General features: G+C 66.7%; 22 protein-coding genes. 18 read left to right on the plus strand and 4 right to left on the minus strand.

Going from position 1 to position 26,756, the window contains the following annotated elements; genetic code table 11:
- Positions 1 to 68 precede the first annotated feature (68 nt).
- From CR152_RS24365 to CR152_RS24385, 5 genes are all read left to right on the plus strand, one after another.
- The gene (locus CR152_RS24365) at positions 69 to 455 is read left to right on the plus strand and encodes a hypothetical protein (RefSeq protein WP_099879318.1); all 387 of its coding nucleotides are present in this window, start codon (positions 69 to 71) and stop codon (positions 453 to 455) included.
- A complete protein-coding gene (locus CR152_RS24370) occupies positions 452 to 655 on the plus strand; it encodes a helix-turn-helix transcriptional regulator (protein WP_099879320.1) in 204 nt (67 codons plus the stop codon). Before CR152_RS24365 ends, CR152_RS24370 begins: the two co-directional genes overlap by 4 nt.
- Positions 652 to 1,581, plus strand: coding sequence for an alpha/beta fold hydrolase (locus CR152_RS24375; RefSeq protein WP_099879321.1), 930 nt, complete (start codon positions 652 to 654; stop codon positions 1,579 to 1,581). Before CR152_RS24370 ends, CR152_RS24375 begins: the two co-directional genes overlap by 4 nt.
- 276 nt (positions 1,582 to 1,857) lie before the next feature.
- Positions 1,858 to 6,420: a hypothetical protein gene (locus tag CR152_RS33235; RefSeq protein ID WP_157778711.1), complete on the plus strand. Its 4,563-nt coding sequence runs from the start codon at positions 1,858 to 1,860 to the stop codon at positions 6,418 to 6,420.
- Positions 6,421 to 6,435: 15 nt separating this feature from the next.
- A complete protein-coding gene (locus CR152_RS24385) occupies positions 6,436 to 9,900 on the plus strand; it encodes a hypothetical protein (protein WP_099879323.1) in 3,465 nt (1,154 codons plus the stop codon).
- Between the two features lie 526 nt (positions 9,901 to 10,426).
- Here CR152_RS24385 and CR152_RS24390 read toward each other — a convergent pair.
- The gene (locus CR152_RS24390) at positions 10,427 to 11,098 is read right to left on the minus strand and encodes a GntR family transcriptional regulator (protein WP_099879325.1); all 672 of its coding nucleotides are present in this window, start codon (positions 11,096 to 11,098) and stop codon (positions 10,427 to 10,429) included.
- A gap of 186 nt (positions 11,099 to 11,284) precedes the next feature.
- Between CR152_RS24390 and dctP the strand changes: the two genes are divergently transcribed.
- The 10 genes from dctP to CR152_RS24440 are packed head-to-tail and all read left to right on the plus strand — an operon-like array spanning position 11,285 to position 20,210.
- A complete protein-coding gene (dctP, locus tag CR152_RS24395; protein WP_099879327.1) occupies positions 11,285 to 12,301 on the plus strand; it encodes a TRAP transporter substrate-binding protein DctP in 1,017 nt (338 codons plus the stop codon).
- Positions 12,298 to 12,864, plus strand: a complete 567-nt coding sequence (locus tag CR152_RS24400) for a TRAP transporter small permease (RefSeq protein WP_208640190.1) — start codon at positions 12,298 to 12,300, stop codon at positions 12,862 to 12,864. Before dctP ends, CR152_RS24400 begins: the two co-directional genes overlap by 4 nt.
- Positions 12,861 to 14,210, plus strand: a complete 1,350-nt coding sequence (locus CR152_RS24405; RefSeq protein ID WP_099879329.1) for a TRAP transporter large permease — start codon at positions 12,861 to 12,863, stop codon at positions 14,208 to 14,210. The genes CR152_RS24400 and CR152_RS24405 overlap by 4 nt, the downstream gene beginning before the upstream one ends.
- On the plus strand, positions 14,211 to 15,878 hold the full coding sequence (mdcA, locus tag CR152_RS24410; RefSeq protein WP_099879331.1) for a malonate decarboxylase subunit alpha: 1,668 nt from the start codon (positions 14,211 to 14,213) through the stop codon (positions 15,876 to 15,878).
- Positions 15,879 to 15,893: 15 nt separating this feature from the next.
- Entirely contained in the window at positions 15,894 to 16,208 is a 315-nt protein-coding gene (mdcC, locus tag CR152_RS24415; protein ID WP_099879333.1) for a malonate decarboxylase acyl carrier protein, read from the plus strand.
- Entirely contained in the window at positions 16,205 to 17,104 is a 900-nt protein-coding gene (locus CR152_RS24420; RefSeq protein ID WP_099879334.1) for a biotin-independent malonate decarboxylase subunit beta, read from the plus strand. Before mdcC ends, CR152_RS24420 begins: the two co-directional genes overlap by 4 nt.
- A complete protein-coding gene (gene mdcE / locus CR152_RS24425) occupies positions 17,101 to 17,817 on the plus strand; it encodes a biotin-independent malonate decarboxylase subunit gamma (RefSeq protein ID WP_099879336.1) in 717 nt (238 codons plus the stop codon). The genes CR152_RS24420 and mdcE overlap by 4 nt, the downstream gene beginning before the upstream one ends.
- Entirely contained in the window at positions 17,801 to 18,445 is a 645-nt protein-coding gene (gene mdcG / locus CR152_RS24430; RefSeq protein ID WP_099879338.1) for a malonate decarboxylase holo-[acyl-carrier-protein] synthase, read from the plus strand. Before mdcE ends, mdcG begins: the two co-directional genes overlap by 17 nt.
- Positions 18,445 to 19,317 carry a triphosphoribosyl-dephospho-CoA synthase MdcB gene (mdcB, locus tag CR152_RS24435; protein ID WP_229413841.1) on the plus strand — a complete coding sequence of 291 codons (873 nt, stop codon included), beginning with the start codon at positions 18,445 to 18,447 and terminating at the stop codon, positions 19,315 to 19,317. The genes mdcG and mdcB overlap by 1 nt, the downstream gene beginning before the upstream one ends.
- On the plus strand, positions 19,314 to 20,210 hold the full coding sequence (locus CR152_RS24440) for an ACP S-malonyltransferase (RefSeq protein ID WP_099879342.1): 897 nt from the start codon (positions 19,314 to 19,316) through the stop codon (positions 20,208 to 20,210). Before mdcB ends, CR152_RS24440 begins: the two co-directional genes overlap by 4 nt.
- Positions 20,211 to 20,215: 5 nt before the next feature.
- Here CR152_RS24440 and moaD read toward each other — a convergent pair whose 3' ends face one another.
- Genes moaD through thrC form a run of 3 tightly spaced genes read right to left on the minus strand, consistent with a single transcriptional unit; the run spans position 20,216 to position 23,216 of the window.
- Positions 20,216 to 20,473, minus strand: a complete 258-nt coding sequence (gene moaD, locus CR152_RS24445) for a molybdopterin converting factor subunit 1 (RefSeq protein ID WP_099879344.1) — start codon at positions 20,471 to 20,473, stop codon at positions 20,216 to 20,218.
- A gap of 6 nt (positions 20,474 to 20,479) precedes the next feature.
- Complete coding sequence (locus CR152_RS24450; protein ID WP_229413566.1) at positions 20,480 to 21,736, minus strand: molybdopterin molybdotransferase MoeA; 1,257 nt, start codon at positions 21,734 to 21,736, stop codon at positions 20,480 to 20,482.
- Positions 21,737 to 21,740: 4 nt separating this feature from the next.
- The gene (gene thrC / locus CR152_RS24455) at positions 21,741 to 23,216 is read right to left on the minus strand and encodes a threonine synthase (protein ID WP_099879346.1); all 1,476 of its coding nucleotides are present in this window, start codon (positions 23,214 to 23,216) and stop codon (positions 21,741 to 21,743) included.
- A gap of 882 nt (positions 23,217 to 24,098) precedes the next feature.
- On the opposite strand from thrC, the gene CR152_RS33240 reads away from it, so the two are divergent.
- Genes CR152_RS33240 through CR152_RS24470 form a run of 3 tightly spaced genes read left to right on the plus strand, consistent with a single transcriptional unit; the run spans position 24,099 to position 26,746 of the window.
- On the plus strand, positions 24,099 to 24,800 hold the full coding sequence (locus CR152_RS33240) for a hypothetical protein (protein WP_157778712.1): 702 nt from the start codon (positions 24,099 to 24,101) through the stop codon (positions 24,798 to 24,800).
- A 35-nt stretch (positions 24,801 to 24,835) separates the two neighbouring features.
- Positions 24,836 to 25,795: a hypothetical protein gene (locus CR152_RS24465; protein ID WP_157778713.1), complete on the plus strand. Its 960-nt coding sequence runs from the start codon at positions 24,836 to 24,838 to the stop codon at positions 25,793 to 25,795.
- Between the two features lie 6 nt (positions 25,796 to 25,801).
- Positions 25,802 to 26,746: a hypothetical protein gene (locus CR152_RS24470; RefSeq protein ID WP_157778714.1), complete on the plus strand. Its 945-nt coding sequence runs from the start codon at positions 25,802 to 25,804 to the stop codon at positions 26,744 to 26,746.
- Positions 26,747 to 26,756: the final 10 nt, after the last annotated feature.

Consider the following 26,756-nt stretch of genomic DNA (forward strand, 5'->3'; position numbering starts at 1 on the left):
AGCTTGCTTGACATGACGATTATTCATCCCTACCATGTAAAGCATACTTGACTACATGGGAGACGGAAATGCATGAAAAGATCATCGGCCGGCGCTATCTGCGCGAACTGTTCGGCGCCATCGGCATCTATGCGCTGATCCTGACGGCGGCGATTGTTTACGGGCGCACGCTGGCCGAAGGCCCGGCGCGCACGCTGGTGCTGGCCAGCCCGGTCATCGGTGTCGCCCTGGCCGTCTGGGCCATCGTGCGCCACATGCGCCGGGTGGATGAATTCATCCGCCAGAGCACGCTGGAAAACCTGGGCATCGCCGCCGCGCTCACGGCCGCCCTGACACTCACCTACGGCTTTCTGGAAACGGCCGGCTTTCCGCGCCTGTCGATGTTCACCGTCTGGCCTCTGATGGGCGCCTGCTGGCTGGTGACGGGCCTGGTACGCGGATGCGCCTTTAAATGAACAACACCATTCGCGACCTGCGCGCGCAGCATGGCTGGAGCCAGGCGCACCTGGCCGACCTGCTCAAGGTATCGCGCCAGACCGTCAACGCCATCGAAACGGGGCGCTACGACCCGAGCCTGCCGCTGGCGTTCGCCATTGCCCGGCTGTTCGCCCAACCCCTTGAAACCATTTTCCATCCCGACCAGGAGATTGCATGATCGCTCGCATTGTTTTAGCCCTGATGATGGCGGCCGGCACGCCCGCCTTTGCCGCCGAGCCGGCCGCGCAGCCGCCCAACCGTTTCGCCGCAACGCTGGTTCCCGCCGAACGTTTCGAGGTCGGCGCCATGCAGGTCGAACGGCACGGCAAGCGCGGCCGTCCGCTGATCCTCATTCCCGGCCTGGCCAGCGGTTCCTGGGTGTGGCAAAGTACCGCGCGCCAGTTTCTCGGCGACTACACCGTGTATATCGTCACCCTGCCCGGTTTCGACGGCCGCGCGCCGGCGCCAGGCAAGCAGATGGAGGCGGCCCAGCGCGCGCTGACGCAGCTGATCGAGACGCGCAAGCTGGTCAAGCCAGTGCTGGTCGGACACAGCCTGGGCGGCGTGCTGGCGCTGTCGCTGGCATCGCAGTTGCCGGAGCGCATAGCCGGCGTGGTCAGCATCGATGGCTTGCCGGTGTTCCCGGGTTCCGAAGACTTGCCGCCGCACCAGCGCGAGCAGATGGCGCAGTCGCTGGCGCGGCGCATGGCGCCGGCCGACCAGCGCGCGTTCGCCGCGCAGCAGCAGGATTACATGCGCGGCACCGGTGTGCTGGACATGGCGCGCGCCGACGAACTGGCCAAGCTCAGCGCGCGCAGCGATCCCGGCGCGGTGCTGCAGTACATGGCCGAGACGTTCGCCATGGACCTGCGCTCGCAGTTGCCCAGGATCAGCGCGCCGGTGCTGCTGATCGCGCCGTATTTCGAGCCCGACGCCAGCCAGCATGAGCTGACCGAGGACACCAAGAAGACCTACTACGCCTCGCTGATCGCGGCCGCGCCCAAGGTGCAGGTGGTGACGGTTTCGCCGGCGCGGCACTTCGCCATGTTCGACCAGCCCGAACGCGTCAACGACGCCATCCGCACCTTCCTCGACGCGCTGTAGGCGACGCGCAGCAGGTATGCATGGGTTGCGGCGCCGCCACACGCCGCAACCCATCGGTTTACCAGCTTGACCTTCTGGAAAGCCCGGATAATCAAGGGCTTGCGGCGGTTGCCGGCGGCCGCGACCGGCGGCCTCGTCAATGGCGCTTGCGCCCGCGAATGGCGAATGCTAACTTGGTTCGGGCCGCCACTGACAACAGGCGCGGCCATGTCAACCGGGTTCCGTCGCCGTGTTGCGGCGGAGCATGCTTAGATCGTCTTCGGAGGAGCATCAGCCATGCCATCCAGGATTGCGCCCACGACACTTCCTTTCGGCTTGAGCGAGCTCGGCTCGCCTGCTCCCGACAGCGCACAGTTCACCCGAAACACCGAGAATGCCTCGGCCGAGTTGCTGCTCCAACTTGCTTCCGGCGAGTGGCTCGGCGATGCAGCCACGGCAACGCAAGAAACGCGCGCAACGCTGGAGGAGCTGGCCGCCGTGCTGCGCGGCGCCGGCCCCGGCGAAGGCGAGCCGCTGCGCGTGGGCGACGCCCTGGTGGCGCTGCGCCGCCTGCCCTTCCTGAGCACGCGCATGGAGGGCGGCGCGCCGGCCTGGAGCGCGGGCATGGCGGCGGCGGAGCGCATCGGCCCAGTCACCGACCAGCTGGGCCGGCCGTTCTGGCTCGACCTGTTCCGCCCGGTCCGCCAACTGCGCTTCGTGCGCAGCCTCGGGGGACCACCCGTGCTGAGCCTGCCCATCATCCAGGCGCCATGGGCCATCGGCGGCGCCGCCTTGCGCGCCGGCCAGGCGCTCGATCTGGGCGCGGGCAGTCTCTGGTTCGCGACCAGCCTTGTGGCCGTGGCGCCGCCCAACGTGTATTCGGGGGTGCGCATCGCGCGCGGCAGCCTGCGCTTTTCGGTCGACCTCGCGCTCGGCGACGATGAAGTGCTGTTGCCGCCGGGGGTGGCGTTCGACCTGGCGCTCGACTTCGATGTGTCCGCAGCCGCTGCGCCAGCGCCCGGCAGCGTGCTGGCCGCCACCGGGCGCCGTTCGCCCGACGGCCTGGTCATCGGGCTCGGCCCGGCCGGCGCCACCATCGCGGTGGTGGGCGACGCCGGACTGGGATTGGGCGCCACCACGCTCACGCTGGCACCGGCCGCCGGCGCGGCCCGCTACCGGCCCGACCTGAACCGCCTGGTGGTACCGATGACGCCGGACCGCCCCAGCATCACCATCGACGCCATCGCTTCGACGCTGTTCGCGCCGTCCGGCGCGGCGCCCGTCGCGGCGGCCGGCCTGGCGCTGCCGGCAGCGCCGATCGACCCCGCCAACCTGGGCCAGGCCAGCGGCGCCGGCGCGCTGATGCTGGAACTGGAGCGCGGCCTGTCGGCCACCTGGCATGGCGAAGCGCGGCCGGTCGAGCTTGGTCCGGTACTCATCCTGCTGGATGAAACGCGCCTGGCCGTGAGCGGCCTGGCCGCGCGCGCCACCGGACGCGCGCTGCGCCCGCCGCTGGCGCCCCTGTCCGCGCCCGCCACCTTGGCGTACGCGCGCATCGACCGCAGCGCCGTGCACTTCGTGACCGGGACCGACGGCCAGGCGTCGGTGACGCTCACGGCCAGGGTCGACGTGCGCCTGCCCAAACCCGTGGACGTGGCCGGCAACCGGGTCGGCCTCACCCTGGCGGCGGCGCAGATCGTGATCGCCACCACGCTGGCCGGCGAGCGCAGCCTGAGCGTGAGCGGCCTGGCGCTGGCAACCACGCAGGAACGGGCGATCGCCTTCGCGCTCACCAATGCCGTGCTGCGCGCCACGCGCCCGCGCGCCTTTTTCATGATGGGCCGCCTCGAAGGCGAACGCATCGTCGAGGCGCTGGCGCTGACCGCCTACGGCATGGGCGGCCTGCTGCCCTCGTTGCCCGATCCGTATGCCGCCAATACGCCGCTGGGCACGCCCTTTGCCGCCGCCGGCGGCCAGGGATATCTGCTCAGCCAGTTCCGCTTCAGCCCCGCCGGCGAAACGCTCGGTTTCGTGCTGCCGCAGTCGGTCAGCGTATCGCCGCCGCTGGCCGGACCGGGCGCACCCACCGGCAGCGCGGCGACCGCCGTCTCGAGCACGGTCAACTACGGCGACCTGTTCGATTTCGAGGCGCAGGGCAAGGTCGTGCTGCTCGACGTGTCGTCCAACGCCAGCCGCTTCGGGGTCGCGGTGCGCCCGCCGCGCCGGGAAAACCGGGACGACTTCGGTGGCCCGCCGCTCAAGCCGGTCACGGTGCAGGGCCTCGACCTGTCGCTCGACGGCCGCATGCTGGTACTGCTTACGCTGCCGGCCGTCCAATGGGAACCGGTGCGCAACGTGCCCGGCCCCGAGCCATTCCCGGACGAGGTGCGCTTCGCCAACAGCGGCGTGCCGACCACGGTCGACGTGCCCAGCGTCGAGCTGGTGCGCATCAATCCGCTCGCGGCCTACGACACGATCCTCGACAATTTCGCCAAGGACACTCCGCGGCCGTCGCGGGCGCGCTTCACGCTGCCGTTCGGGATTGTCGCCCAGGCCCGCCTGAACCAGGCCTCGCCGGCGGGACGCGGCGCCCAGGTCGGCGAGGTGCGCCCGGCCATCGCCGGTTTGCAAGGCGCGCATCAGCTGCGCCTCACCGCTGTCGACCCGGCGCTGGCGCCCGGCGCCACGCCGGCGCTGCCGGGGTTTATCGCCCAGCTCGCGGTTGCCCGGCCGGTTGGCGGCGGCGCGCCGGTCAGCATTCTCGGCACCAGCGTCACGCCAATCGTCAACGGCTATCTCGGCCTCGGGCAACCCACGGCGCTGGTGCCGGTGACGCACATCGACCTGTCCGGCCATGGCGAGAGCCTGTTCAGCGCCTGGGCCAATCCGGAGGATCCCGAAACCGGGGTCGCCGCGGCCGAATTCCAGGTGCTCAACGGGCGCGCCGCACATGAGGTGATCCAGGTCAAGAGCATCCTGCTGCCGTATTTCGTGCCGGTGGTGCGCATCATCACGCTCGAGCGCAAGGGCAATGCCGTCGTCACGCGCGAGGACAGCGGCTGGGTGGCGGTGGGCGAAGGGCGCTACCGCGCCGCGCCCGGCAGCGGCATCGTGGTCCATCCGGGCGTGGTGTGGCGCGCCACGCGCGTGACCAATATCCGCGAGACCGGCAGCACCGTGCCGGCGGGCGGCATGGAGTTCGTGGCCGTGTATTTCGACACCGACCTGATTCTCGATGGGGCCGATGCGCCGGCGCCGGCGCGCCGCCAGCTCGGCTACGTCAAATTGTCGATCCCGCCGCTGAGCGCTCCCGTGTATGCCGCCCTGATCGCGGCAGCCGGACCGATGGGCGGCGCGCTCGACGCCAGCATCCAGGTGGCCGGCGGGCGCCAGCGCATGCGCCTGCACCGGGTCGGGGTCGGCATCGCGGCGCCCGAATTCGCCATGGCGGCCTGGGGCGGCCTGGCCTTTCCGGCCGGCGGCGACTGGTCGGTGCTGGAAGCGGCCAATCCGGCCGATGCGCCGGCCGCCGTCGCCGCCGAGCGCGGCCTGCCCGTGATCCGGCAAGGCGCGGCGGGTGCGCCGAGCGCCGCACCGTACCGTTTCGCCGATCCGGAAGACCTGTTCAACGAAGCCGCGCCGCAGCGCGACTACGGCCTGCTGCACTCGATGGGAACCCAGCGCGCCTTTTTCCGCCGCCCGCGCATCGACACCGGCGCGCCGCACCGGATCGTGTCGAGCCAGCGCCCCGTCGTCGCCGATCCGCTGATCCTGGCCACCTCCACCGGCGCCTTTCCGCGCCAGGCCGAGGCCATCCCGTTCCCGAACGCCGCCTTTGCGCTGGAGGCGCGGGCCGACGGCAGCTGGGTGCTCGACGCGCCGCCCACCTTCCCGGCCGGGGTGGCGCGCCGCACCATCCGCAGCGCCGGCACCGTGCGCAGCGACCTCGACTATTCGAGCGCGACCGTCACCTACACGCTCGACACCGCCGACCCGGTTCCCTGGCGCTTCATGCTGGAAGACGCGGTCAAGATCATGGCCCACACGGCGATGGGCGATCTGCTGTCGATGGCGGTCGATATCGACGCCGAAGCCGGGCGCGCGACCCGCTTCGCCGATCCGGCCCTGCGCATCGGCGGTCCGTTCGACATCGTCCAGGACTTGCTGACGATTCTCAAGGACCTGGGCATCCCGGTCCAGCCGGACGTACGCATGACCAACGACTGGTCGCTCAGCGTTGCCCTGAACGTCCCCTTCGTCGATGCCTTCGGCAAGGACTTCCAGGTCCCTCCGGGCGATCCGAAGCCGACCATCAAGTTCGCCGACACCGGGGTGACCGTGGAAGTGGCGGTCGCACCCAAGAACGACAAGGCCAGCCTGACCCTGCACGGCTCACCGATGTTCGCAATCAAATCGGTGCCAGACCTGTATGTGGTGGCGATCATCGAGTTCGAACTGACCCTGTCGAGCGAGCACGGCACCACCTACGGCTTCCTGCTCGGGCTCGGCATCGCCTACAGCATGGATGCCCACCCGTTCGAGCTGGAAGGGCTGTTCGCCCTCACCTTCTTCGCCGTGTTCGGCGATACCGTGCTCGGTTACGGCGTCGGCTTCCAGCTCAAGCTCTCCGCCGACCTGCCGCCCATCATATCGATCGAATTGTCACTGGAAGGCAAGCTGGCGCGCCTGGTGGCCCACAAGGGCTTGCCGGACGAAACGGTGTTCCAGATCGCCAAGCTGGTCTTCGCCATCGAAGTCTCCATCTTCCTGGTCTTTAGCATCGAGCTTGAAGTCGAGACGCGCAAGGTGGAAGTTTTGCGCGGCCCGCTGCTCGAGAGCGACGCCCCCGATGTCATCTGAAAACAGGAGCCTGCCATGCCACTGCCGATCCGCCTGATCCTGTTTCCCTTCCTGCAAAGCTATGACGGCAACGCGCTCTCGCTGCGCCTGCTGGCCGCCCCACAGACCGATCCCACCGCCGCGCCCGCGCCCGGGCTGACGCCGTTCGTCGTAACCGACTTCGACTTCGAGCTGCGTTTTATCGCCGACCTGGCCCAGCTGCCCACCAGCGGCGCCGCGGCGACCATCGTCGACCAGGTGTCGCCCGCGCCCCCAGGCTCCGGAGCCATTTGCGCCGCCCTCAACGCGCAGTTCGGGATCGACGCCAGCATCGGCCCCATCGACGGGCGCGCCGGCGCGCCGCGCATCGTCAAGTACGCCCCGCCGGCGTACCGGCGCGCCACCGGCTATGGCGGCGAGAATCCTTTCCTGCTGACCGACGACAGCTATCACTGCGCGCTCAAGGCACCGGTGGCGCCCGGCACCTCGGTCAAGGTCGCGCCGCCGGTCATGTCGTGGGGCAAAGTGCTGGCGCAGGTATTGCGCCAGCCGCTGCTGGCCGAAGCGGTCGGCCTGGTGCGTCCGTTCAGCGTGACGGCGCCCGCCGACATCGTCGCCGGCGGCGGCTGGCTGTTCGTTACGCTCAAGCCCGGCAGTCCGTGGAGCGCTCTGGCCGCCATGCCCGGCGCGCTGCGCTCCTACGCCGCGCGCATTGCACCGCTCACCGAACCGCGCGCGCTGTTCACCCCGGTGCTGTTCCCGGTGGCCGCCGCGCCCGCCCCGGGCGTTGCGTGGGATGATCTGTTCCGCGAATCGATCGAGTACGACGATGGTTTCGCCAAGGCCGTGTATGCGCGCCAGCCGCCCCAGGCCGATCCGCTGGCCGACGACGAGGGCGAACGCCCGCCCGAGGACCGCGGCATCCAGCTCGGCTGGGACGACGAGCAGATCGTCACCTGGTTCAACCGCCAGTTCGACATCAATGCCGACGCGCCCATGGGCGTGATGGGCTACCGGGTCGATGTACGCGAGGCCGGCACGGCCGCGTGGGAATCGCTGGTGCGCGCGCACACCGCCATTACGCTGGGCGCCACTGACCTGGGCGACGCCGAACTCGACTGGCGGGTGGAAGTCGCGCCCAACCGGCTCACGGGCGACGCGAGCAACCGCAGCTGGCTGCCGAGCTACATGAGCGCCTGGACCGGGCCGTCGCTGATCGGCATCGACGCCCTCGCCGCGCAGCTGCGCGGCCTGCCCGCCGCCACCCCGGTGGTCCAGGGCTTGCCTCCGGCGACCGCGCTACGCTACGGGCACAGCTACGAATTCCGGGTGCGCTTCAACGACCTCACCGGCGGTGGCCCGGCGCCGGGCAGCGAGCCGCGCAACGGCGGGCCGCAGCCGGTGGCGGGCCTCGACTTCCGGCGTCCGGTGCGGCCGACCGGCGTTGCCATCGATCCCCAACTGCCGCTCGACGCCAACCCGAACGCGCCGCCCTCGACCCTGACGGTGTCGCACCCCTTGCTCGCTTACCCAGCCTGCCTGATGGCGGGCGGATCGGCGCCGGCCCTGCTGGCCGACATCGCCCCGGCCATGCTGGCCCAGCGCGCGCCCGGCCTGCCCGATCCGGATGTCGACCAGCTCGAAATCGTGGTCGAAGTGGCCACGCCGGAACCGGGCGCCGCCAGCCGCTACCTGCCGCTGTACACCGTCACGCGCGCCTATCCCGGCAGCGGTCCGTTGACGCTGGAGTTTGCATGGACCGACGTGGCCGATGCGCGCGACCTGCTCGCCGCGCCGGCCGGGCCGCTGGCCTTGCCCACTTCGCGCAATGTGCGTTTGCGGCTGACCCCGCTCGCCGGCGCCAAGCTTGACTACTATATTAGCGAGGATGTGCGGCGCGGCGAAACGCGGCTGGTGGCCGTGCGGGCCCCGGCCAGCGACGAACGCGATCTGCTGGCGCAGGGCGGCGGCTCGCTGATCGAGGGCTTCTTCCTTCAGCCGGCCGAACCGGCCTCGCTGGCGATGATGGCGGCCCGGCGGGCGGCCGGCCACGGCGACGAACTGGACGACGATCCGCTCGGGCGCCTGGCCGCGGCGCTCGACCTCGACCGCAAGGACCGGAGCCTGCGGGCGCGGCCCGGCCGGCGCCTGATGATCGGCGCCGGCGCGCTGCTGCGCCAGGTGGTCGGGCCGGACGGCGCCAGTCTCACCTTTGCCACCGCCAATGACATGACGCGCCTGTGGCTGGTGGCCGTGGTGCTCGAACTGCGGCGCGACTGGAGCTGGGATGGGCTGGATTATCTCCTCGTCGAGCGCGACGGCGTCGAGGTCGGCCGCATCGCCTCCAGCACCAGCGCCGGCCACGAAGCGGCCGGGGACGCGGAACGCGACAGCTCGACCCTGATCTTCCTCGACGCCATCGACGCCAAGCCGGCGGCCGGCGCGTTCCCGCGTCCGCTGACGCCGAGCTACCGGATCACGCCGGTGCTGCGCATCGCGCCCGACCAGCAGGACGCGCCGCTGACCGCCGCTATCGTGCTGCCGGTAACGACGCCGCCGGCGCAAGTGCCCAAGCTGGTGTCGGCCGGGCTGGCGCTCTCGCCCTACCGGCGCGATCCGGCGTATGCCGCCAGCGAGGAGCGGCAAACGGCGGTCTGGCTCGAATTCGACCGTCCGCCGGCGGACCCCGAGGACCGCTACTATGCGCGCGTGCTGGCCAGCGCGCCCGATCCGGTGCTGACCAACGAATTCGAGGATGTCGCCGACATCGCCGACGTGCCGCTGCCGGTCGATCCGGAGCCGATTCGCCGCATTGTGCCCGGCCAGAGCGACGACCGCGCCGGCCAGGCCAGCATGCAAATGCTGATGCCCACTTCCAGCGCGCGCCATTTCCTGTTGCCGCTGCCGCCGGGGCTGACGCCAGGGTCGCTTGAACTGTTCGGCTTCTTCACCTACGAATTCCGGGTCGGGCACTTCGGCATCTGGAGCACGGCGCAGGGCTTCGCGGGCCGGGCGCTGCGCGTGGGCGGAATCGCCCACGCGCCGCCGCCGCTGGCCTGCGCGGTGACCCGCAGCAGGGGCCGGCTGACCGTCAGCGCGGCCTTTGCCGAACCGGTGCGCGACGGCCGCTCGCTGCGCCCGGCCGCGCCGGTCACCGATTTGTGGGCGCTGCTGTATGCGCGCGTTCACCAGGCCGACGACGCCGACCGCCGCAATATCCTGCTGGGCACGCGCCGTCTCGATCCGGCCCGGCGCCAGCACCCCGGCACCGCCGGCGTGGGTGACGCCAGGGCGGCGGCCGATGGCATGGCCGACTGGTCGAGTGCCGAAATCAGCGCCGGCCTGTCCTTGCTGACCCTGGGCCCGGACGCGCCGCTCAGTTGCCTGGTGGTCGAGACGCTGCCCGGCGAGGTTCCCTATCCGGATCCGCTGGCGGCCCAACTCGGCTACGAGCGCTTCCTGCGCACGTCGCCGCTGACGGAGGTGCCCGATATCTGCTGAACGCCGCTGCGCCGGCTGCTACGGCCGGTCGCGTTCTGCGCTACCCGATGCGGCATCGGCCATTGGTCCGAACGGCATAGCACACTGCCGGTCCCCGCTGTCGCGATATTGGAGACCACATGAAAAGTGCGTTGGCCATTGTGGCGATTGGCGCGAGCCTGAACGCTCTGGCCGCCGCAGCGCCAGCGCATTGCAGCGCATGGAGGCGAGCGCGCCCAACGTCGAGCGGGTGCGCGCCGCCGTGCGCGCCGCCGTATCGGAAGATGAACAGATCCACCAACGCGCCAGGCAATCGGCGAGCTGCTGCGGCGCATGCGCGTCGACTTCCCGCACGCGATCGGCAGTTTCGGCGCCGGAGACGCTAGCCGCTATGCCGCCTTGCTGCACGCCAGTGCCCTGACCGAGCAGTGGGTCAGCCGCCGCCCGTACGCCGAAACGGTGCTGGCGCAGCTGGACGACCCGCAACTCGACTCGCGCAAGATCATCGCTTATCTCGCCATGCCCGAAGGCCTGACGCGCCGCGCCGTCAGGAGGGCACCAGCGCGCCCGCCGCCAGCTGCGGCAGGGACGCCATCAGATCGGCGAAGCGCTGCCCCTGGATCATTACGTGGCCGCGGGTGAGCTGCCCCGCCTTTTCGCCATCGCCGGACAGAATGGCCTGCACCACGGCGTCGTGCTCGTCCCAGGAGGCGCCGACCCGGCCGCGCACCCGCAGCTGCAAGCGCCGGTAGGGCCGCAGGCGGCGGTACAGATTGCGCGTCTGCTCGAACAAAAACTGGTTATGGCTGCCCGCGTAAATGACTTCGTGGAAGGCTTCGTTCTGGTAGTAGTAGGCATCCGGATCGCTGGCGTCGCGCGCCTCGCGGCAAGCCTGGTGCGCGGCCAGCAGCCTGACATGGTCTTCCGGCGTCATGCGGCGCGCCGCCAGCCGGCTGCAGGTCGCCTCCAGTTCCGACATTACTTCGAACATCTCCACCAGTTGATGCGGCCCGAGTTCGGCCACCACCGCGCCACGCCGCGGGCGGATCACCACCAATCCCATCGACGCGAGCTGGATCAGCGTTTCGCGGATCGGCGTGCGCGACACGCCGAAGCGCGCAGCCAGTTCGGTCTCGTCCAGATGCTGGCCGGGCGCCAGTGCGCCGACCGCAATCAATTCTTCGATCTTTTCCCGGAGTATTTCAGAACGGCTTGTCATTTGTATTTACTGTACCGGGTTGTATACAAGATTTCATTATAAAAGCACGATAGAACTTGACAAGGTATTTTTAGAAATATTACTGTATACCAAGAAACGACGCTTGCATACGTAAAAGCCTTGCGCCTGCCCCGTCGTCTTCGAAGTAGTGCTACCTAGCGAAGTTTCCATCATCTTGGAGGATCTATGACCGCAATGACCCGCAGAACCGTTCTTGCCGCGCTCGCCACGAGCCCACTCTGGATGCAACATGCCTGGGCCCAGACGACCAGCTTGAAAATCTCGCACCAGTTCCCCGGCGGCACCATCAACGAAGGCGACTTCCGCGACCGTCTGTGCCGGATGTTCGCGGCCGAGGTGGAAAAACGCAGCAAGGGCACGCTCAAGTTCTCAGTCTATCCCGGTTCGTCGCTGATGAAAACGAACGCGCAGTTCTCGGCCATGCGCAAGGGCGCGCTCGACCTGTCGCTGGTGCCGCTGTCGTACGCCGGCGGCGAAGTCCCGGAAGTGAACATCGGCCTGATGCCCGGCCTGGTGACCACCTACGACCAGGGCTACAGCTGGAAAAAAGCGGAGGTAGGCAAGGAACTGGCACGCATCCTCGGCGAAAAAGGCATCGTGGTCCTGAGCTGGATCTGGCAGGCGGGTGGCGTGGCCTCGCGCAGCAAGCCGATCGTCGAGCCGGAAGACGTGCGCGGCATGAAGGTGCGCGGCGGCTCGCGCGAGATGGACCTGATCCTCAAGGCCGCCGGCGCCGCCGTCGTCACGCTGCCGTCGAACGAAATCTACGCCGCCATGCAGACCGGCGCGATGGATGCGGCGCTGACCTCCTCCACGTCGCTGATCTCGTTCCGCCTGGAGGAAGTGTCGAAAGCGCTGACCACGGGCCGCGGCGGCGCGTACTGGTTCATGTTCGAGCCGCTGCTGATGTCCAAGGCGGTCTTCGATCGCCTCACCAAGGAACAGCAGGCGATCCTGATGGCGGTCGGCGGCGAACTCGAAGGCTTCGCGCGCACCTCGGCCCAGGCCGACGATGCGGCGGTCGCCGCGGTGTACCAGAAAGCCGGCGCCAAGGTGGTCGATCTGAACGCGACCATCGTCAAGAAATGGCAAGCCATCGCGCGCACCACCGCGTGGACCGACTACCGCGAGAAGAACGCCAACTGCGCCAAGTTGCTGGCATTGGCCGAGAAAACCTTGTGAGCCACGGCTTCGAACTGGCGCCGGCCAAAGGGCCGGCGGTGCCGGACCATCCGGTCCTGGCGGCCGTGTCGCGCATGCTCGACCGGTTAAACAGCATGCTGCTCAAGCTGTCGATGGCGGCCCTCGTCATCACGGCGCTGGTGCTGACGTATTCGGTGGTGTCGCGCTATTTTTTCAAGCTGCCCACCGACTGGCAGGATGAAGCGGCGGTGTTCATGCTCGTCGGCGTGACCTTCTTCTGCACCGGCTACGTGCAGTCGTACCGAGGCCATATCGGCATCGAGGCGCTGTCGTCACTGCTGCCGCCGAAGCTCAACGCGGTGCGCCTGTTCGTGGTCGACCTGGTGTCGTGCCTGTTCTGCGCCTTCTTTGCCTGGAAATCATGGACCCTGTTGCATGAAGCCTGGGTCGACGGCCAGACCACGTCGTCGACATTCGCGCCGCCACTATGGATCCCGTACGGCATGATGTCGCTCGGGATGACCATATTGACCCTGCAGATCCTGATCCAGGTTCTGACCCATATCACCAACAAGCCAGCCGGCCAACGGAGCGCGCCATGAGCGACCTGACCCTGGGCGCCCTGTACGGCGTCGTCACCCTGATCGTCATGTGCTCCGGCATGCCGATCGCCTTTGCCCTCGGGGTGGTGGCCATTACGTTCATGTACTTCTTCATGCCGGCGTCCTCGCTCGACACGGTGACCCAGAACGTGTACGAGGAAATGGCCTCCATCACCCTGCTCTCGATCCCCCTGTTCATCCTCAAGGGCGCGGCGATCGGCAAGTCACCGGCCGGCAAGGACTTGTATTCGGCCATCCACACCTGGCTGCACAAGATCCCCGGTGGCCTGGGCATCGCCAACGTGTTCGCGTGCGCGCTGTTCGCGGCGATGGCCGGTTCGTCGCCCGCGACCTGCTCGGCCATCGGTTCGGCCGGCATTCCCGAAATGCGCAAGCGCGGCTACTCGCCCGGTTTCGCGGCCGGCATCATCGCCGCCGGCGGCACGCTGGGCATCTTGCTGCCGCCGTCGATCACCATGATCCTGTACGCGGTCGCCTCGGAACAGTCGCTCGGACGCCTGTTCCTGGCCGGGATCGGCCCCGGCATCCTGCTCGTCGCCCTGTTCGCCGGCTACGCGGTGTTCCGCGCACGCAAAGAGTACGCCATGGCCAAGGCCATCTACGAAGCGGGCGGCGACAAGTCGCCTTACCTCGACACCGAGCACTTCACCCTGCGCGAAAAAGTCGAGATGCTGCCGCGCGTGCTACCCTTCATCATCCTGCTGATCGGGGTGATGGTGGCGCTGTACGGCGGCTATGCCACGCCGTCCGAAACGGCCGGCCTGGGCGCCATGCTGGCGTTGGTGCTGATCGCCGTGGTCTACAATGTGTGGCGGCCGAAGGACCTGTCGCCGATCCTGGCCTCGACCATCAAGGAATCGACCATGCTGCTCCTGATTATCGGGATGTCGCTGCTGTATTCCTATGTCATGAGCTATCTGCATATCAGCCAGTCGGCCGCGCAGTGGGTGGTCGACATGCACCTGTCGCGCTGGGTGCTGCTGACGGTGATTTTGCTGATGGTGGTGGTGTTCGGCTTCTTTTTACCGCCAGTCTCGATTATCCTGATGACCGCGCCGATCATCCTGCCGCCGCTCAAGGACGCCGGTTTCGATCTGATCTGGTTCGGTATCGTGATGACCGTGGTGATGGAAATGGGGCTGATCCATCCGCCGGTGGGCTTGAATATCTTCGTGATCAAGAACATCGCGCCGGACATACCGCTCAAGGATGTGATCTGGGGCGTCATGCCCTTCCTCGGCCTGATGCTCGTTGCGGTGGTGCTGCTCTGCCTTTTCCCTTCGATCGCGACCGGCCTGCCTGACATGATGATGGGAGCAAAATAGATGAGTGCATCGCCAGCGAAGTGGAACACGCTGCAAACCAACCGCGCCGAACGCCTGGCACGCGCCGGCGCTTCGCTTGGCGGTGCCCTCGACGGCAAGGCGCTTCCGGCGGCGCTGCTGCCGGACCTGCTGTATGCCGTGATCGAACGGGGCGACCGCGTTTGCCTCGAAGGGAACAACCAGAAGCAGGCCGATTTTCTGGGCCAGGCGCTGGCCCAGCTCGACCCGGCGCGCGTGAACGGGCTGCATATGCTGCAATCGGTGCTGGCGCTGCCGCAGCACCTGGACGTGTTCGAGCGCGGCGTCGCCGACCGCCTCGATTTCTCTTTCTCCGGACCGCAGGCGGCGCGCGTGGCCAAGCTGCTCGCCGCCGGCAAACTGAAAATCGGCGCGATCCACACTTATCTTGAGCTGTTCAGCCGCTACTTTATCGACCTGACGCCGCGCGTGTGCCTGATCGCGGCCGAAGCGGCGGACCGCCACGGCAACCTGTACACCGGCCTGAATACCGAAGACACGCCGCCGATTGCCGAGGCGACGGCCTTCAAGAATGGCATCGTGATCGTGCAGGTGAACCGCATCATGGACACCCTGCCGCGCGTGGACATTCCGGGCGACTGGGTCGACTTCGTGGTGCAGTCGCCGCGCCCCTACTATATAGAACCGTTGTTTACGCGCGACCCGGCCCAGATTTCGGAAATCCAGGTGCTGATGGCGATGATGGCGATTAAGGGCATCTACGCGCCGTATGAGGTCGAACGCCTGAACCACGGCATCGGCTTCGACACGGCGGCCATCGAACTGCTGCTGCCGACCTACGGCGAATCGCTTGGACTGAAGGGCAAGATCGCGCGCCACTGGGCGCTCAACCCCCATCCGGCCCTGATTCCGGCGATCGAATCGGGCTTCGTGGAGTCGGTGTATTCGTTCGGCTCCGAACTTGGCATGGAAGACTACATCCGCGCCCGTCCCGACGTGTTTTTCACGGGGCCGGACGGCAGCATGCGCAGCAACCGCGCCCTGTGCCAGGCCGCCGGCCACTACGCCTGCGACATGTTCATCGGCTCGACCCTGCAAATCGATTTGCAGGGCAATTCGTCAACCGCGACCCAGGGCCGCATCGCCGGTTTCGGCGGTGCGCCCAACATGGGGGCGGACGCGCGCGGACGGCGTCATGCCAGCCCGGCGTGGCTGAAAGCCGGCCAGCAGGCGCGCGAGGGCCGCAACACCATCCCGCGCGGCCAGAAACTGGTGGTGCAGATCGTCGAAACCTTCCGCGAGCATATGCAGCCGGCCTTCGTCGACCGGCTCGATGCGTGGGACCTGGCAGAACAGGCCGGCATGGCGCTGCCGCCGGTAATGATCTACGGCGACGACGTCACCCACATCCTGACCGAGGAAGGCATCGCCAACCTGCTGCTGTGCCGCAGCGACGAGGAGCGCGAACAGGCGATCCGCGGGGTGGCCGGCTACACGCCGGTGGGCATGGGGCGCGACCGCCGCATGGTGGAGAACCTGCGCGACCGCGGTATTATCCAGCGCGCGGAAGACATCGGCGTCGACAAGCGGCTCGCCACGCGCGACCTGCTCGCCGCCAGGAACATGAAAGACCTGGTGCGCGCCTCCGGTGGTTTGTACAACCCGCCCAAGCGCTTTCGCAACTGGTAAAAACAAGAGACATCGATGGAAACGCTCGCATATCGCTTCGAACAAGGCAGCCGCGCGCTGCCGGCCCAGGCGCAGGTGGTCGGCGTGGTCGGCTCGGGCAACCTGGAGGTGCTGATCGAATCGGCATCGCTCGGTGGCGCCTGCACGATCGACATCAGCACCGCCGCCGTGGGCTTTGGCGCGACGTGGGAAGCGGTCATGCGCGACTTTCACGAGCGCTGGCAATTGAAGGACGCGCGCATTGCGATTAACGACATGGGCGCCACGCCCGCAGTGGTCAGCCTGCGGCTCGATCAGGCGGTGCAAACGATGCTGGGAGACGCACCTTGAACAGCTATCTTGAACTGACCGCGCGCGAACGCCTTGCGCGCCTGTTCGACCAGGGCAGCTTTAAAGAATTCCTGCCGCCGTCGGCGCGCGTGGCCAGCCCGCACCTGGGACAACTGAACGCGCCGGTCGCCTTCGACGATGGTGTGGCCGTGGGCCGCGCGCTGCTCGACGGCCAGCCGGTCCTGTGCGCCGCGCAGGAAGGTGGCTTCATGGGCGGCGCGGTGGGCGAAGTCCACGGCGCCAAGCTGACCGGCCTGCTGCGCCGCGCGGTGCAGGAGCGCGCCGGCGCGGTGGTGCTGCTGCTCGAAAGCGGCGGCGTGCGTCTGCACGAAGCCAACGCCGGCCTGATCGCCGTCTCGGAAGTCATGCGCGCCCTGCTCGACGCGCGCGCCGCCGGCATACCGGTGGTCGCGCTGGTGGGCGGCTCGAACGGCTGCTTCGGCGGCATGGGCATCGTGGCGCGCTGCGCGAATGCGGTGGTGATGTCGGAAGAAGGCCGGCTGGCCATGTCCGGACCCGAGGTAATCGAAACCGCGTCGGGTGTGGAAGAATTCGATTCGCGCGACCGCGCGCTGGTCTGGCGCACCACCGGAGGCAAGCACCGCTACCTGATGGGCGACTGCCACGCCATCGTGCCCGACGAGGTGCAAGCGTTCCGCGCCGCGGCGATTGACGCCATCGCGCACAGCCGGGGCGCCGGTGTGGAACTGAGCCTGGCCACGCTGGAGGCCGAACAGGCATTGCTCGGCCAGCGCATCGCGCGCTTCGGCGGCTGCGCCGATCCGCTCGACGCGTGGCGCGAACTGGGTCTGCCCGACCCGGCCGCCGTGCCGATGATGGAGGCCGATGCCTTTTCCGCCCTCGCGGCCGGCCACACACTGGGAGGTGCACAATGAACTGGAACGAACTGGCTGCGCAGCTGTTCCCCGAAGGCCATGCAATCACGGAAAGCGACAGTTTCCTCAGCGGCAGCGCGCGCGTCGCCGGCGCCGATATCGCGGTGGTCGGCACCACCGACCATGCGCCGATCGGGGTCGAAATCGCGCTGGCACAGGCGCGTTTCGTGCTGCACACGGTGCGCGAGCATCCCGGGCGGCCGATCCTGATCCTGGTCGACACGCAGGGCCAGCGCCTGCGCCATCGCGACGAAATGTTGGGCATCAACAGCTACATGGCGCACCTGGGCAAATGCGTCGATCTGGCGCGCCGCTCGGGCCACAAGATTGTCGGCCTGGTGTACGACCAGGCGCTCTCCGGCGGGTTTATCACCAGCGGCATGATGGCGGATGCCTGCTACGCGCTGCCCGAGGCCACCATTCGCGTCATGGGACTGCCCGCCATGGCGCGCATCACCAAGGTGCCCGAAGAACGGCTCACCGAACTGGCCGCATCGAATCCCGTCTTCGCGCCGGGACCGGAAAACTATGCCCGCATGGGCGGCATCGAGGCGATCTGGGATGCCGACCTGGCCGCCAGCCTGGCCAAGGCGTTCGGCGATGCCGGCGCCGCCGACCTACGCAGCGCACGGGGACTGGAACGCGGCGGGCGCAAGCTCGCGCAGCCGGTCATCGAGGCCATCGTCGCAGGGTCCGATGTACTCGCGTCATGACCTGGCCTGGCTAAACAGCGCCGGATGGGCCGGCGCGCTCGCTGGCGCCGCGCCGGAACATGCGCACGCCCTCGAACAATGGCGCGGCCATGACTGGCCCCTGATCGTCACGCGCCGCACGCCGGAGGCAGCACCCGGCACCTTGTGCCTGGGCTTGGCGCTGCCCCCGGATACGGGCCGCAAACTACGCATTGCATTACTGGTGAACGAAAGTGCCGTGACGCGCGTTGAACATGCGCTGCCGCTGCGCGCCGCAGCCGCAGTGGCGCCGGCGCGATGGGCAGGTCCACTAGCGGCGCTGCTGGCCGACGCCGGTCCCATCACGCTGCGCGCCTATGGCTCGCTGGCCCTGCAGGCCGTGACGGGCCTGAACTATCTGACTAAAACTTCCGACATCGACCTGTTGTTCAAGCCCGAGAGCCTGCAAGAACTCGACGCCGGCCTGCACCTGCTGCAAGCGTACGCGCCGCGCCTTCCGCTCGACGGCGAGATTGTCTTCCCTGGCGGCGCGGCGGTGGCGTGGAAAGAATGGCGCGACGCGGCTGGCAACGATGCCCGGGTGCTGGTCAAGGACGCCAACACGGTGCGGATGGCCACAACTGCCTCACTGCGGGACCTGCTCGGATGATGGACACGCTGTCTCCCGCCACGCGCATAGTCGATGTACGCCGATCCGGGCGGCGCGCCGCACGCCTGGCCATCGCCAGCCTGTACGCCGAATTGGCGCTGTATCCCAAACCGGGGCTCGTTTCGCTGGTCGACAACGGCAGCCACACCGACATGAACGCGCTCACCTTCATGCGCAGCCTGTTCTCGCTGCGTCATTACTTCCGCCTGATCTTCCAGGCCGGCTGCAACGACGCACCTTTCGCCACGCTCAAGCGGCTCGGCATCGAGGCCGAGGAGCGCATGCTGCGCGCCACCGGCGGCGTCAACACCCATCGTGGCGCGATCTTCAGCATTGGCCTGCTGTGCGCCGCCGCCGGACGTGCCTGCGCCCATGGCGGCGAGATGACGGCGGCGGCGCTGCAATCGCATCTGCGCGCGGGATGGGGCAAGGAGCTGGCAAACCATGTCGCACCTGTCAACGAACGCTCGCACGGCTTGAGCGCGGCGGCCCTGCACGGCGCCAGCGGCGCGCGCCACGAAGCGGCCGACGGGCTGCCTTCGGTATTTCGCACGGGCCTGGGCGCCTTGCGCCGCACGCTGGCCGAAGGACGCGGACCGAGGCAGGCGCGCATCGACGCGCTGTTCGCGCTGATGATGCATGTCAGCGATACGAACGTGGTACACCGCGGCGGGCCGCAGGGCGCGGCCTTCGTGCGCATCCAGGCCAGCGCGTTCCGCCATGCCGGCGGCACCGCATCGAACGGCTGGGAGGCGCACGCGCTGGCGATTCACCGCGCGTTCGTCGAGCGCAATCTGTCGCCCGGCGGCGCCGCCGACCTGCTGGCGGCAAGCTGCTTCGTGCACGCGCTGACGGCGGAGCACGAACGGTGACGCGCGGCCTGCTCATTATGTGCCCGGGCCAGGGCGGCCAGCACGCCGGCATGTTCGACCTGGCTCGCACCGATCCGAAGGCCGCCGCCCTGCTCGACCAGACCGGAATCACTCCTGACACGGCTACGCTGTTCGATAACGCAGTCGCCCAGCCATCGATTGTCGCTTGCACGCTGGCGGTGTGGGAAGCGCTGCGCGCGCACCTTCCGGCGCCGATGCTCGCTGCCGGTTACAGCATCGGTGAAGTGGCCGCGTGGTCGGTGGCGGGAGCGATTGCCCCGTCAGACGCCATAGCCCTGAGCCGCATACGGGCCACGGCGATGGATCATGCGGCGCGCGTGGGACCGCCCCACGCGATGGCCGCCATCAGCGCTCTGGGGATCGGCAAGGCTGGCGCCATCGCGGCGCGCCACGGATACGAGATCGCGATCATCAACGATGTCGATGCCTGCATTGCCGGGGGGTCGGAAGACAATCTCGCGGCGCTGGGCGAGTCGGTGTCGGCCGAAGGCGCAAAACTCCAGCGCCTGCCGGTCGCGGTGGCGTCGCATACCTCGCTGATGGCGCCAGCCCGCCGCGCGTTCGACGCGGCCCTGGCAGCGTTGCGCTTCGCCGCGCCGGCCTGTCCGGTGCTGGGCGGCGTGAACGCGCTGGCGCTGCGCACCCAAAACGAGGCCCTGGATGCGCTATCGCGCCAGCTGGTGCAGACGATCCGCTGGAGCGATTGCATGGATGCGGCGGTCGAAGCCGGCGCCACGGTGGCGCTGGAACTGGGACCGGGCGCCGCGCTGGCGCGCATGATGCAGGCGCGTCATCCGCACATTGCGTGCCGCTCGGTGGCGGATTTTCGCAGCATCGAGGGCGTTGCCGCCTGGGTCGCGCGGCAGGAATAGACGCGTCAGCCGCCCGTCACGGGCGGGAAAAACGCCACTTCGGCGCCCTCTTCGACCACCTGGTCGGGGCCGCACATGACCTGGTTGAAGGCGGTGCGCAGCGGGCGCTGTTCCGACAAGGCCAGCGCCCATTTCTCGCCGCGCTCCATCAGGTGGCGCCGCACCTGGGCGACTGTGTCGATGCCCGGTGGCAGGGCGACCGTTTCCTGGGAAGTGCCGAGTGCTTCGCGCACGCTGGCGAAAAAACGCAGTGTAATGTTCATTGATGCCTAATGCTGTAAGTCGCTAAATGGAATGAAGCGCACGATGTCGCCCGCCTTGATGGTCTGGCCGGCCGGGTTGTCGAGCAGGCCGTCGCCCCAGACGGTTGACGTCAGCACGCCCGAACTCTGGTTGGGGAACAGATCGAGCCCGCCGGCGTCGTTGATGCGCACGCGCAGGAACTCCTTGCGGCGGTCCGCCCTGGGCCAGTCGAAGTCGGCGCGCATGGCGTACGCGCGCGGCTCCACCTTGCCGCTCACGCCCTGCAAGCGCAGGATGAACGGGCGCACGAACAGCAGGAAAGTGACGAAGCTCGATACCGGATTGCCCGGCAGGCCGAGGAAAAAGGCCGAACCGCCGGCGCGGTCAACTTCGCCGAAAGCCAATGGTTTACCCGGCTTGACGGCGATCTGCCACATGTTCAGGCGCCCTTCGGCTTCCACCGCCGGCTTGATATGGTCTTCCTCGCCGACCGACACGCCGCCGGAGGTGATGATCAGATCGTTCTGGCGCGCGGCGCTGCGCAAGGTCTCGCGCGTCGCTTCCAGGGAATCGGGCACGATGCCGAAATCGCTGATCGCGCAGCCCAGATTTTCCAGCAGCGCGCGCAGGGTGAAGCGGTTCGAGTTGTAGATGGCGCCCGGCGCCAGTTGACCGCCCGGCGCTTCGCCCGGCATGGTCAATTCGTCGCCGGTGAAAAACACCGCCACGCGCAGTCTGCGAAATACCGGCAGGTTGGCAAGTCCGACCGAGGCGGCCAGGCCCAGCTCCTGGCTGCGCAAGCGCGTGCCGGCGGCCAGGATGGCACCGCCGGCTTCGATGTCTTCCCCTGCGCGGCGTATCCATTCGCCCACTTCAGGCGCGTGCCTGATGGTGACGCTGTTGTCCACACCAGCTTCGCACTGTTCCTGCATCACCACAGCGTCGGCCCCTTGCGGGATCATGGCGCCGGTGAAGATACGCGCCGCGCTGCCGCGGGCGAGCGGCTTACCCACCGTGCCGGCCGGGATGCGCTGGGCGACCGTCAACGTGGCCGCGCCGCTTGCGCAGTCGGCCGCGCGCACGGCGTAGCCGTCCATCTGCGTGTTGTCGGCGGACGGCACGTCGATGGTCGAGACCTGGGCGGTGGCCAGCACGCGGCCGTTGGCGCCCAAGGTGGGCACGACTTCGGTATCGAGCACGGGACGCGCCGCGCCTTGCAGGAAGTCGAGCGCCTCGCGCACCGACAGCATGGGCGGGCGGCTCTGTTGCGGTTCGTTCGCCATGCCCTTACAAACCCGTGTTGGCGGCGATGTAAGCCTGCATCTGCACCACGTCGGCCGGCATGACGACGAACTTTTGCGGCAGCGATTCGATATCCTCGAAGCCGGGTGGACGTTCGGCGTCCACGCCCAGCGCGTCGAGGATGGTTTCGTTGAACTTGGCCGCCAGCGCGGTTTCGAGCACGATCATCGGCACGCCCGGCGCCATGTACTGGCGCGCGACCTTGATGCCGTCGGCGGTATGGGTGTCGATGGTGATGTCGAAGTCGTCCTGGACGTCGCGGATGGTGTCGAGGCGGTCCTTGTGGGTCGATTTACCCGACGAGAAGCCGTAGTTCGATACCAGCTTGAATTCGTCGCCATCGCTGCCCGGTTTGCCCGACAGGTCGAAGCCGCCCTCGGTTTCGACCTTGTGGAACAGCGCGCGCACGCGCTCGGCGTCGCGCCCGACCAGGTCGTAGATGAAGCGCTCGAAATTGGACGCCTTGGAGATGTCCATCGACGGGCTGCTGGTGTGGTACGTCTCGGCCGACTTGCGCACGCGGTACACGCCGGTGCGGAAGAATTCGTCGAGCACGTCGTTTTCGTTGGTGGCGGCCACCAGGCGGTCGATCGGCAAGCCCATCATGCGCGCGATGTGGCCGGCGCAGATATTGCCGAAGTTCCCCGACGGGACCGTGAACGAGACTTTTTGCGCATTGTCGGTGGTGGCCGCGAGGTAGCCGCGGAAGTAGTACACCACCTGCGCCACCACGCGCGCCCAGTTGATCGAATTGACGGTGCCGATTTTTTGCTTCGCCTTGAACGGCAGGTCGTTCGAAACGGCCTTGACCAGGTCCTGGCAATCGTCGAACACGCCTTCGACAGCGATGTTGAAGATGTTCGGGTCCTGCAGGCTGAACATCTGCGCGCTCTGGAACGCACTCATTTTCTTGTGCGGCGAGAGCATGAACACGCGGATGCCCTTTTTGCCGCGCATGGCGTATTCGGCCGCGCTGCCGGTATCGCCCGAGGTCGCGCCAAAGATATTGAGTTCGGCGCCATCCTTGGCCAGGGTGTATTCGAACAGATTGCCCAGCAACTGCATCGCCATGTCCTTGAAGGCCAGGGTCGGGCCGTTGGACAGCGCTTGCAGGATCAAGGTCTTGTCGCCGTCTTGTTCCAGGATGCGCAACGGCGTGATGTCGGCGCTTTTTTCGCCCTTGCGCACGTTGCGGTAGACCTCGGCCGTGTAGGTTTTTTTGGTCAGCTTTTTGAGATCCGCTTCGGGAATGTCGGTCGCGAACTTTTTTAGGATCTCGAAAGCGAGGTCGGCGTAGGACAGCTTGCGCCATGCATCGAGTTCGGCCCCGCTGACCTGCGGATACTCGGCCGGCAGATACAGGCCGCCGTCCGGCGCAAGGCCGCCCAGCAGGATGTCGGAGAATTGTTGGGGAGCTTGCGAAGCGGCGGCCTTGGCGGCACGGGTAGACACGTATTGCATAGAGTTGGTAGGTCCGTTTTGGCTAACAGCAGGGAGCAGAACAGTGCGATCGAATGTTTATTATAGTTGCTACGAACTGTCCTTGCGCAAATCGCGACATTTTCCACACATACCCGTCGGTACCCCCCACCGGACAAGCACGAGCGAATATCCCCGCTGATTCAACGATCGCCGGCAGACCCGGCCGCGCCACTGCGGTGGACGGCGGGCGCGGCAGGCGCAGAGCCGGCGTTTGCGGCATGAGTCCGAAAGTCAAACTCCGCCTTACGATATGCCGCGTCCGACAAGGTAGCGAGCGAGGCCCGGCCGGCTTGCCGGACATGTCGGACCAGCAAGGTCGCGGCGGCGACGGTTTCAATGGCCGCCAACAACATTTCCCAACCGCCCCGCGCGATGCTGCCACTGTGCGCAGTGGCAACTCGATGAATGACGGAGCGGGATGGTCCGCTCAGCTATTTCCCCATGAGCAACAAAGGAAGGCGGCAAATATCGGTCCGTTCATTTTTTGAGAAATCCGCGCAAAGGCAGCTGAAATGATTCCGTTATAAGTGCATTCCATTGCCACTGGCGTTTTCGATTTACTGTTCAATATATTCGCCCAACATGAATATATCCGGAATACCGCCAAACAATATCTCCCAAGAATTTCACACCAGTCACAGCAATAATATTTATGCCAGTTTGTCGCATATACGTCACGATTGATGCGAATCGACGATAGACGACGAAAAAAGCGGATAGTACGATGGATGCAAATAGATTCAGATAGCGGCTGATGACATAAGAATGCACAGTAATCTTAGTCACTTATTCGCACCAACGCTTTTTCGCCCTACCATATTCCCTCAATAGCGCAAACAATTGATTAAAGGAGATATTCACATGGAACGATACCGACTGTACGCTACCGGCCTGCTGCTGGCACTGGGCCTGACCGCACATGCAAGTGCGCAAACGCATTCCGAAACGGCATTAGCCAAGGAAAGACAAGCACAGATACAAGCCCAGGACGCTTTATCGGTGCAAGTTGCCCCAATTAAATCCCAAGCCGATTTAGTTCAATACATGAAGATGGTACCGCCGCAATCGAATGCGCTGTACCTGCTGTCACCAACGGCGAGAGAGCGCTTTGTGTCCAGTCTCACCTTCAACCAGCACGGACTTTCCGGCTTCAGTTACGCCGACCTGCAGCGCGAGCTGTCGCCGGCCAAAATCGCCCGGGTGCTGCGCCTGTTCGGATCGGAAAGCTCGGTCAGCACCATTCAGACCCAAGGGGGAACGACAGCCAGGCCAGAGCGCTGGGAGAGTGCAAACGGGGTATGCCAGGGCTTCCTCGACCCCGCATGGGGCACGTGCGACCAGCCGCTTCCCGGGGGCGGCGGCCTGCCAGGCAACTTGCCGGGCGGCGGCGGCGGCGGTGGTGGCGGTGGTGGCCGTGGCAGCGGCGGAGGGCCATCGGACCCTGTCGGACAGGAACCTCAACCGAAACCCATGCCCAATGGAGACTACTGGAATTACCGGTGCACATGGGGCGGTGGCGGATGCGCACACCAGACCAACAATATCTGTAAAGCAAAATGTTGATCTGCCGACGTCACTCCCTCGGGAAACAGAATTTCATGGAGAAGGCCACGACGAACCCAACCCGCGCTCGGTGCAAGCTCGTGGCGGGTGCGGCGCTTTTACTGATCTCTGCATACTCTTCCGCAACGTCGGATGCGCAGGCTCGTCTTGAAAGATATTACGAGGCATCCGCATCGGTTGCGCAGAGTGACATGCCGGAACGACGCAAGGCAGCGATGATCGATGCAATCTTTTCCAGCAGCTTCAAGGAGATTGGCGGGTCGATTCCCGATGAGGATCTGCTTCCGGTGTTTCAGGCAACGCTTTCCACGCTATTTTATACGGTTGATAAAAATAAACTGCCGCTGATGATAAAAATTTTTCGCCGGATGGCGGAATTGAAAATCGCCAAATCCGCCGATTACGAAAACATGCTGCAGGCATATCTTGCGGTACGCGATTTCCAAGGCGCAAATGCTTTTCTATCGCGCTACCACAAACGTGCGCAGGAACGGCGTATCATATCCATCGACCCCTTGCCGGCGCACGCGAAACAACGTACCGAGTGGCAAGTAGGAGAAGCACGGCGCGTGATCCGGCGTCCCGTCACTATGCCGGATGGGACATTTCTTGTCGTACTCGCGTCGCCGCACTGTCACTTTGCGACCGAGGCCGTAGTGGCGATGGAAAACGACACTGCGCTGCGTCCGTTATTAAAAAACCGCATCAAACTGCTGGCCATTCAAGACTTGAGTTTTGATTATGACGCGTTTATTGCCTGGAACCGTACGCACCCGTCCTTGCCCTATGCGCTCATCCATAGTCGCAGCGAATGGCCGGAGGTATCGAGCATCACGCTCCCCACCTTCGCTTTCTATCGGGATGGAAAGCTGTTGAAAGAGTTTTCCCGATGGCCGGAGGGTGGCAATATGGAACAGATTTACCGTGGATTCGGAATAAGCTATCCGACTGTGGCAATGGGTGGCAGGCGCCAGAATTCTTCAGATAGCGAGTGATGTGCGATGAAACCGCCGGTGCAAGAATGTCAGCATGCAGAACGGCCCATGTCGGGGACCACCGTCACCGCAGCGATCCTGGGTGCGGTGGCGCTGATATCGGCATCCTTCTGGATGGCCCACGACAAGCCCGCCGCGCCGGTACCGGCACGCAGCAACACGGCGGCCCCGGCGGCCGCTGGCACGACAACGGGGCGTGCCCCATCCGCCCTCGCCGCGTCGCAACCGGTGACAGGCGACGTTTGCCTGCCACCCTTGCGCGAGGCGCCCGGCCCATCGCGCGATGAACAGGTGCGGACAACCATCCGTACCGTTCTTGCCAGAAACATGGATGTGCTGGCGCTGGCCGGGCTGTCCCAGCGCGGCGATGAAGGCGCCGCACTGGCGCTGTTTCAGCAGGTAAGGCCGTGTTCGAACACGACGCGCTATCTCGACAGCATGGAGTTTTCAATCGACGACGTCAGTTTCATTGGCGCGGCAGGGTGCCGGCGGCTTCCCGCCGGGCTGCTTGCCAATCCCATCAACATTCTCATCCCGGCGGCCGATGCGGGGTCGACTGCCGCAAAGCTATTGGTATTGAAAAACGCGCCGACAGTCGCCGCCGTGCAGCAGGCGGTCGGCGCTGCGTCGGCCCGCGACATTGCCGCACTCCTGGCGACCGCCGAACGCTACGGCAAGGATGCGGCCAGCGCAGGATCGGCCAGCGCGGCGGCGTGGCTTGCGCAAGCCTATTTGACCGGAACCTTTGGCAGCAAGCGCGAGCAGGCTGCGTACGCGATCACCTATGAAATGAACCAGGCACTGCAGGGCGAAGAGAACCGGTCCCGACTGCGCTATCTGTACGGCCGGATGTCCGGCACCGACCTGACCGGCGTGCGTTCCATGCTCGACCGCTGCCGCGCCCGCAAGGAAGCGGAAGCGTCGTCGGTGCTGATTTCACCGTTCCGGTAGCGGCTGGCTG

The sequence above is a fragment of the Massilia violaceinigra genome (assembly GCF_002752675.1).
Lineage (GTDB): Bacteria > Pseudomonadota > Gammaproteobacteria > Burkholderiales > Burkholderiaceae_D > Telluria_A > Telluria_A violaceinigra.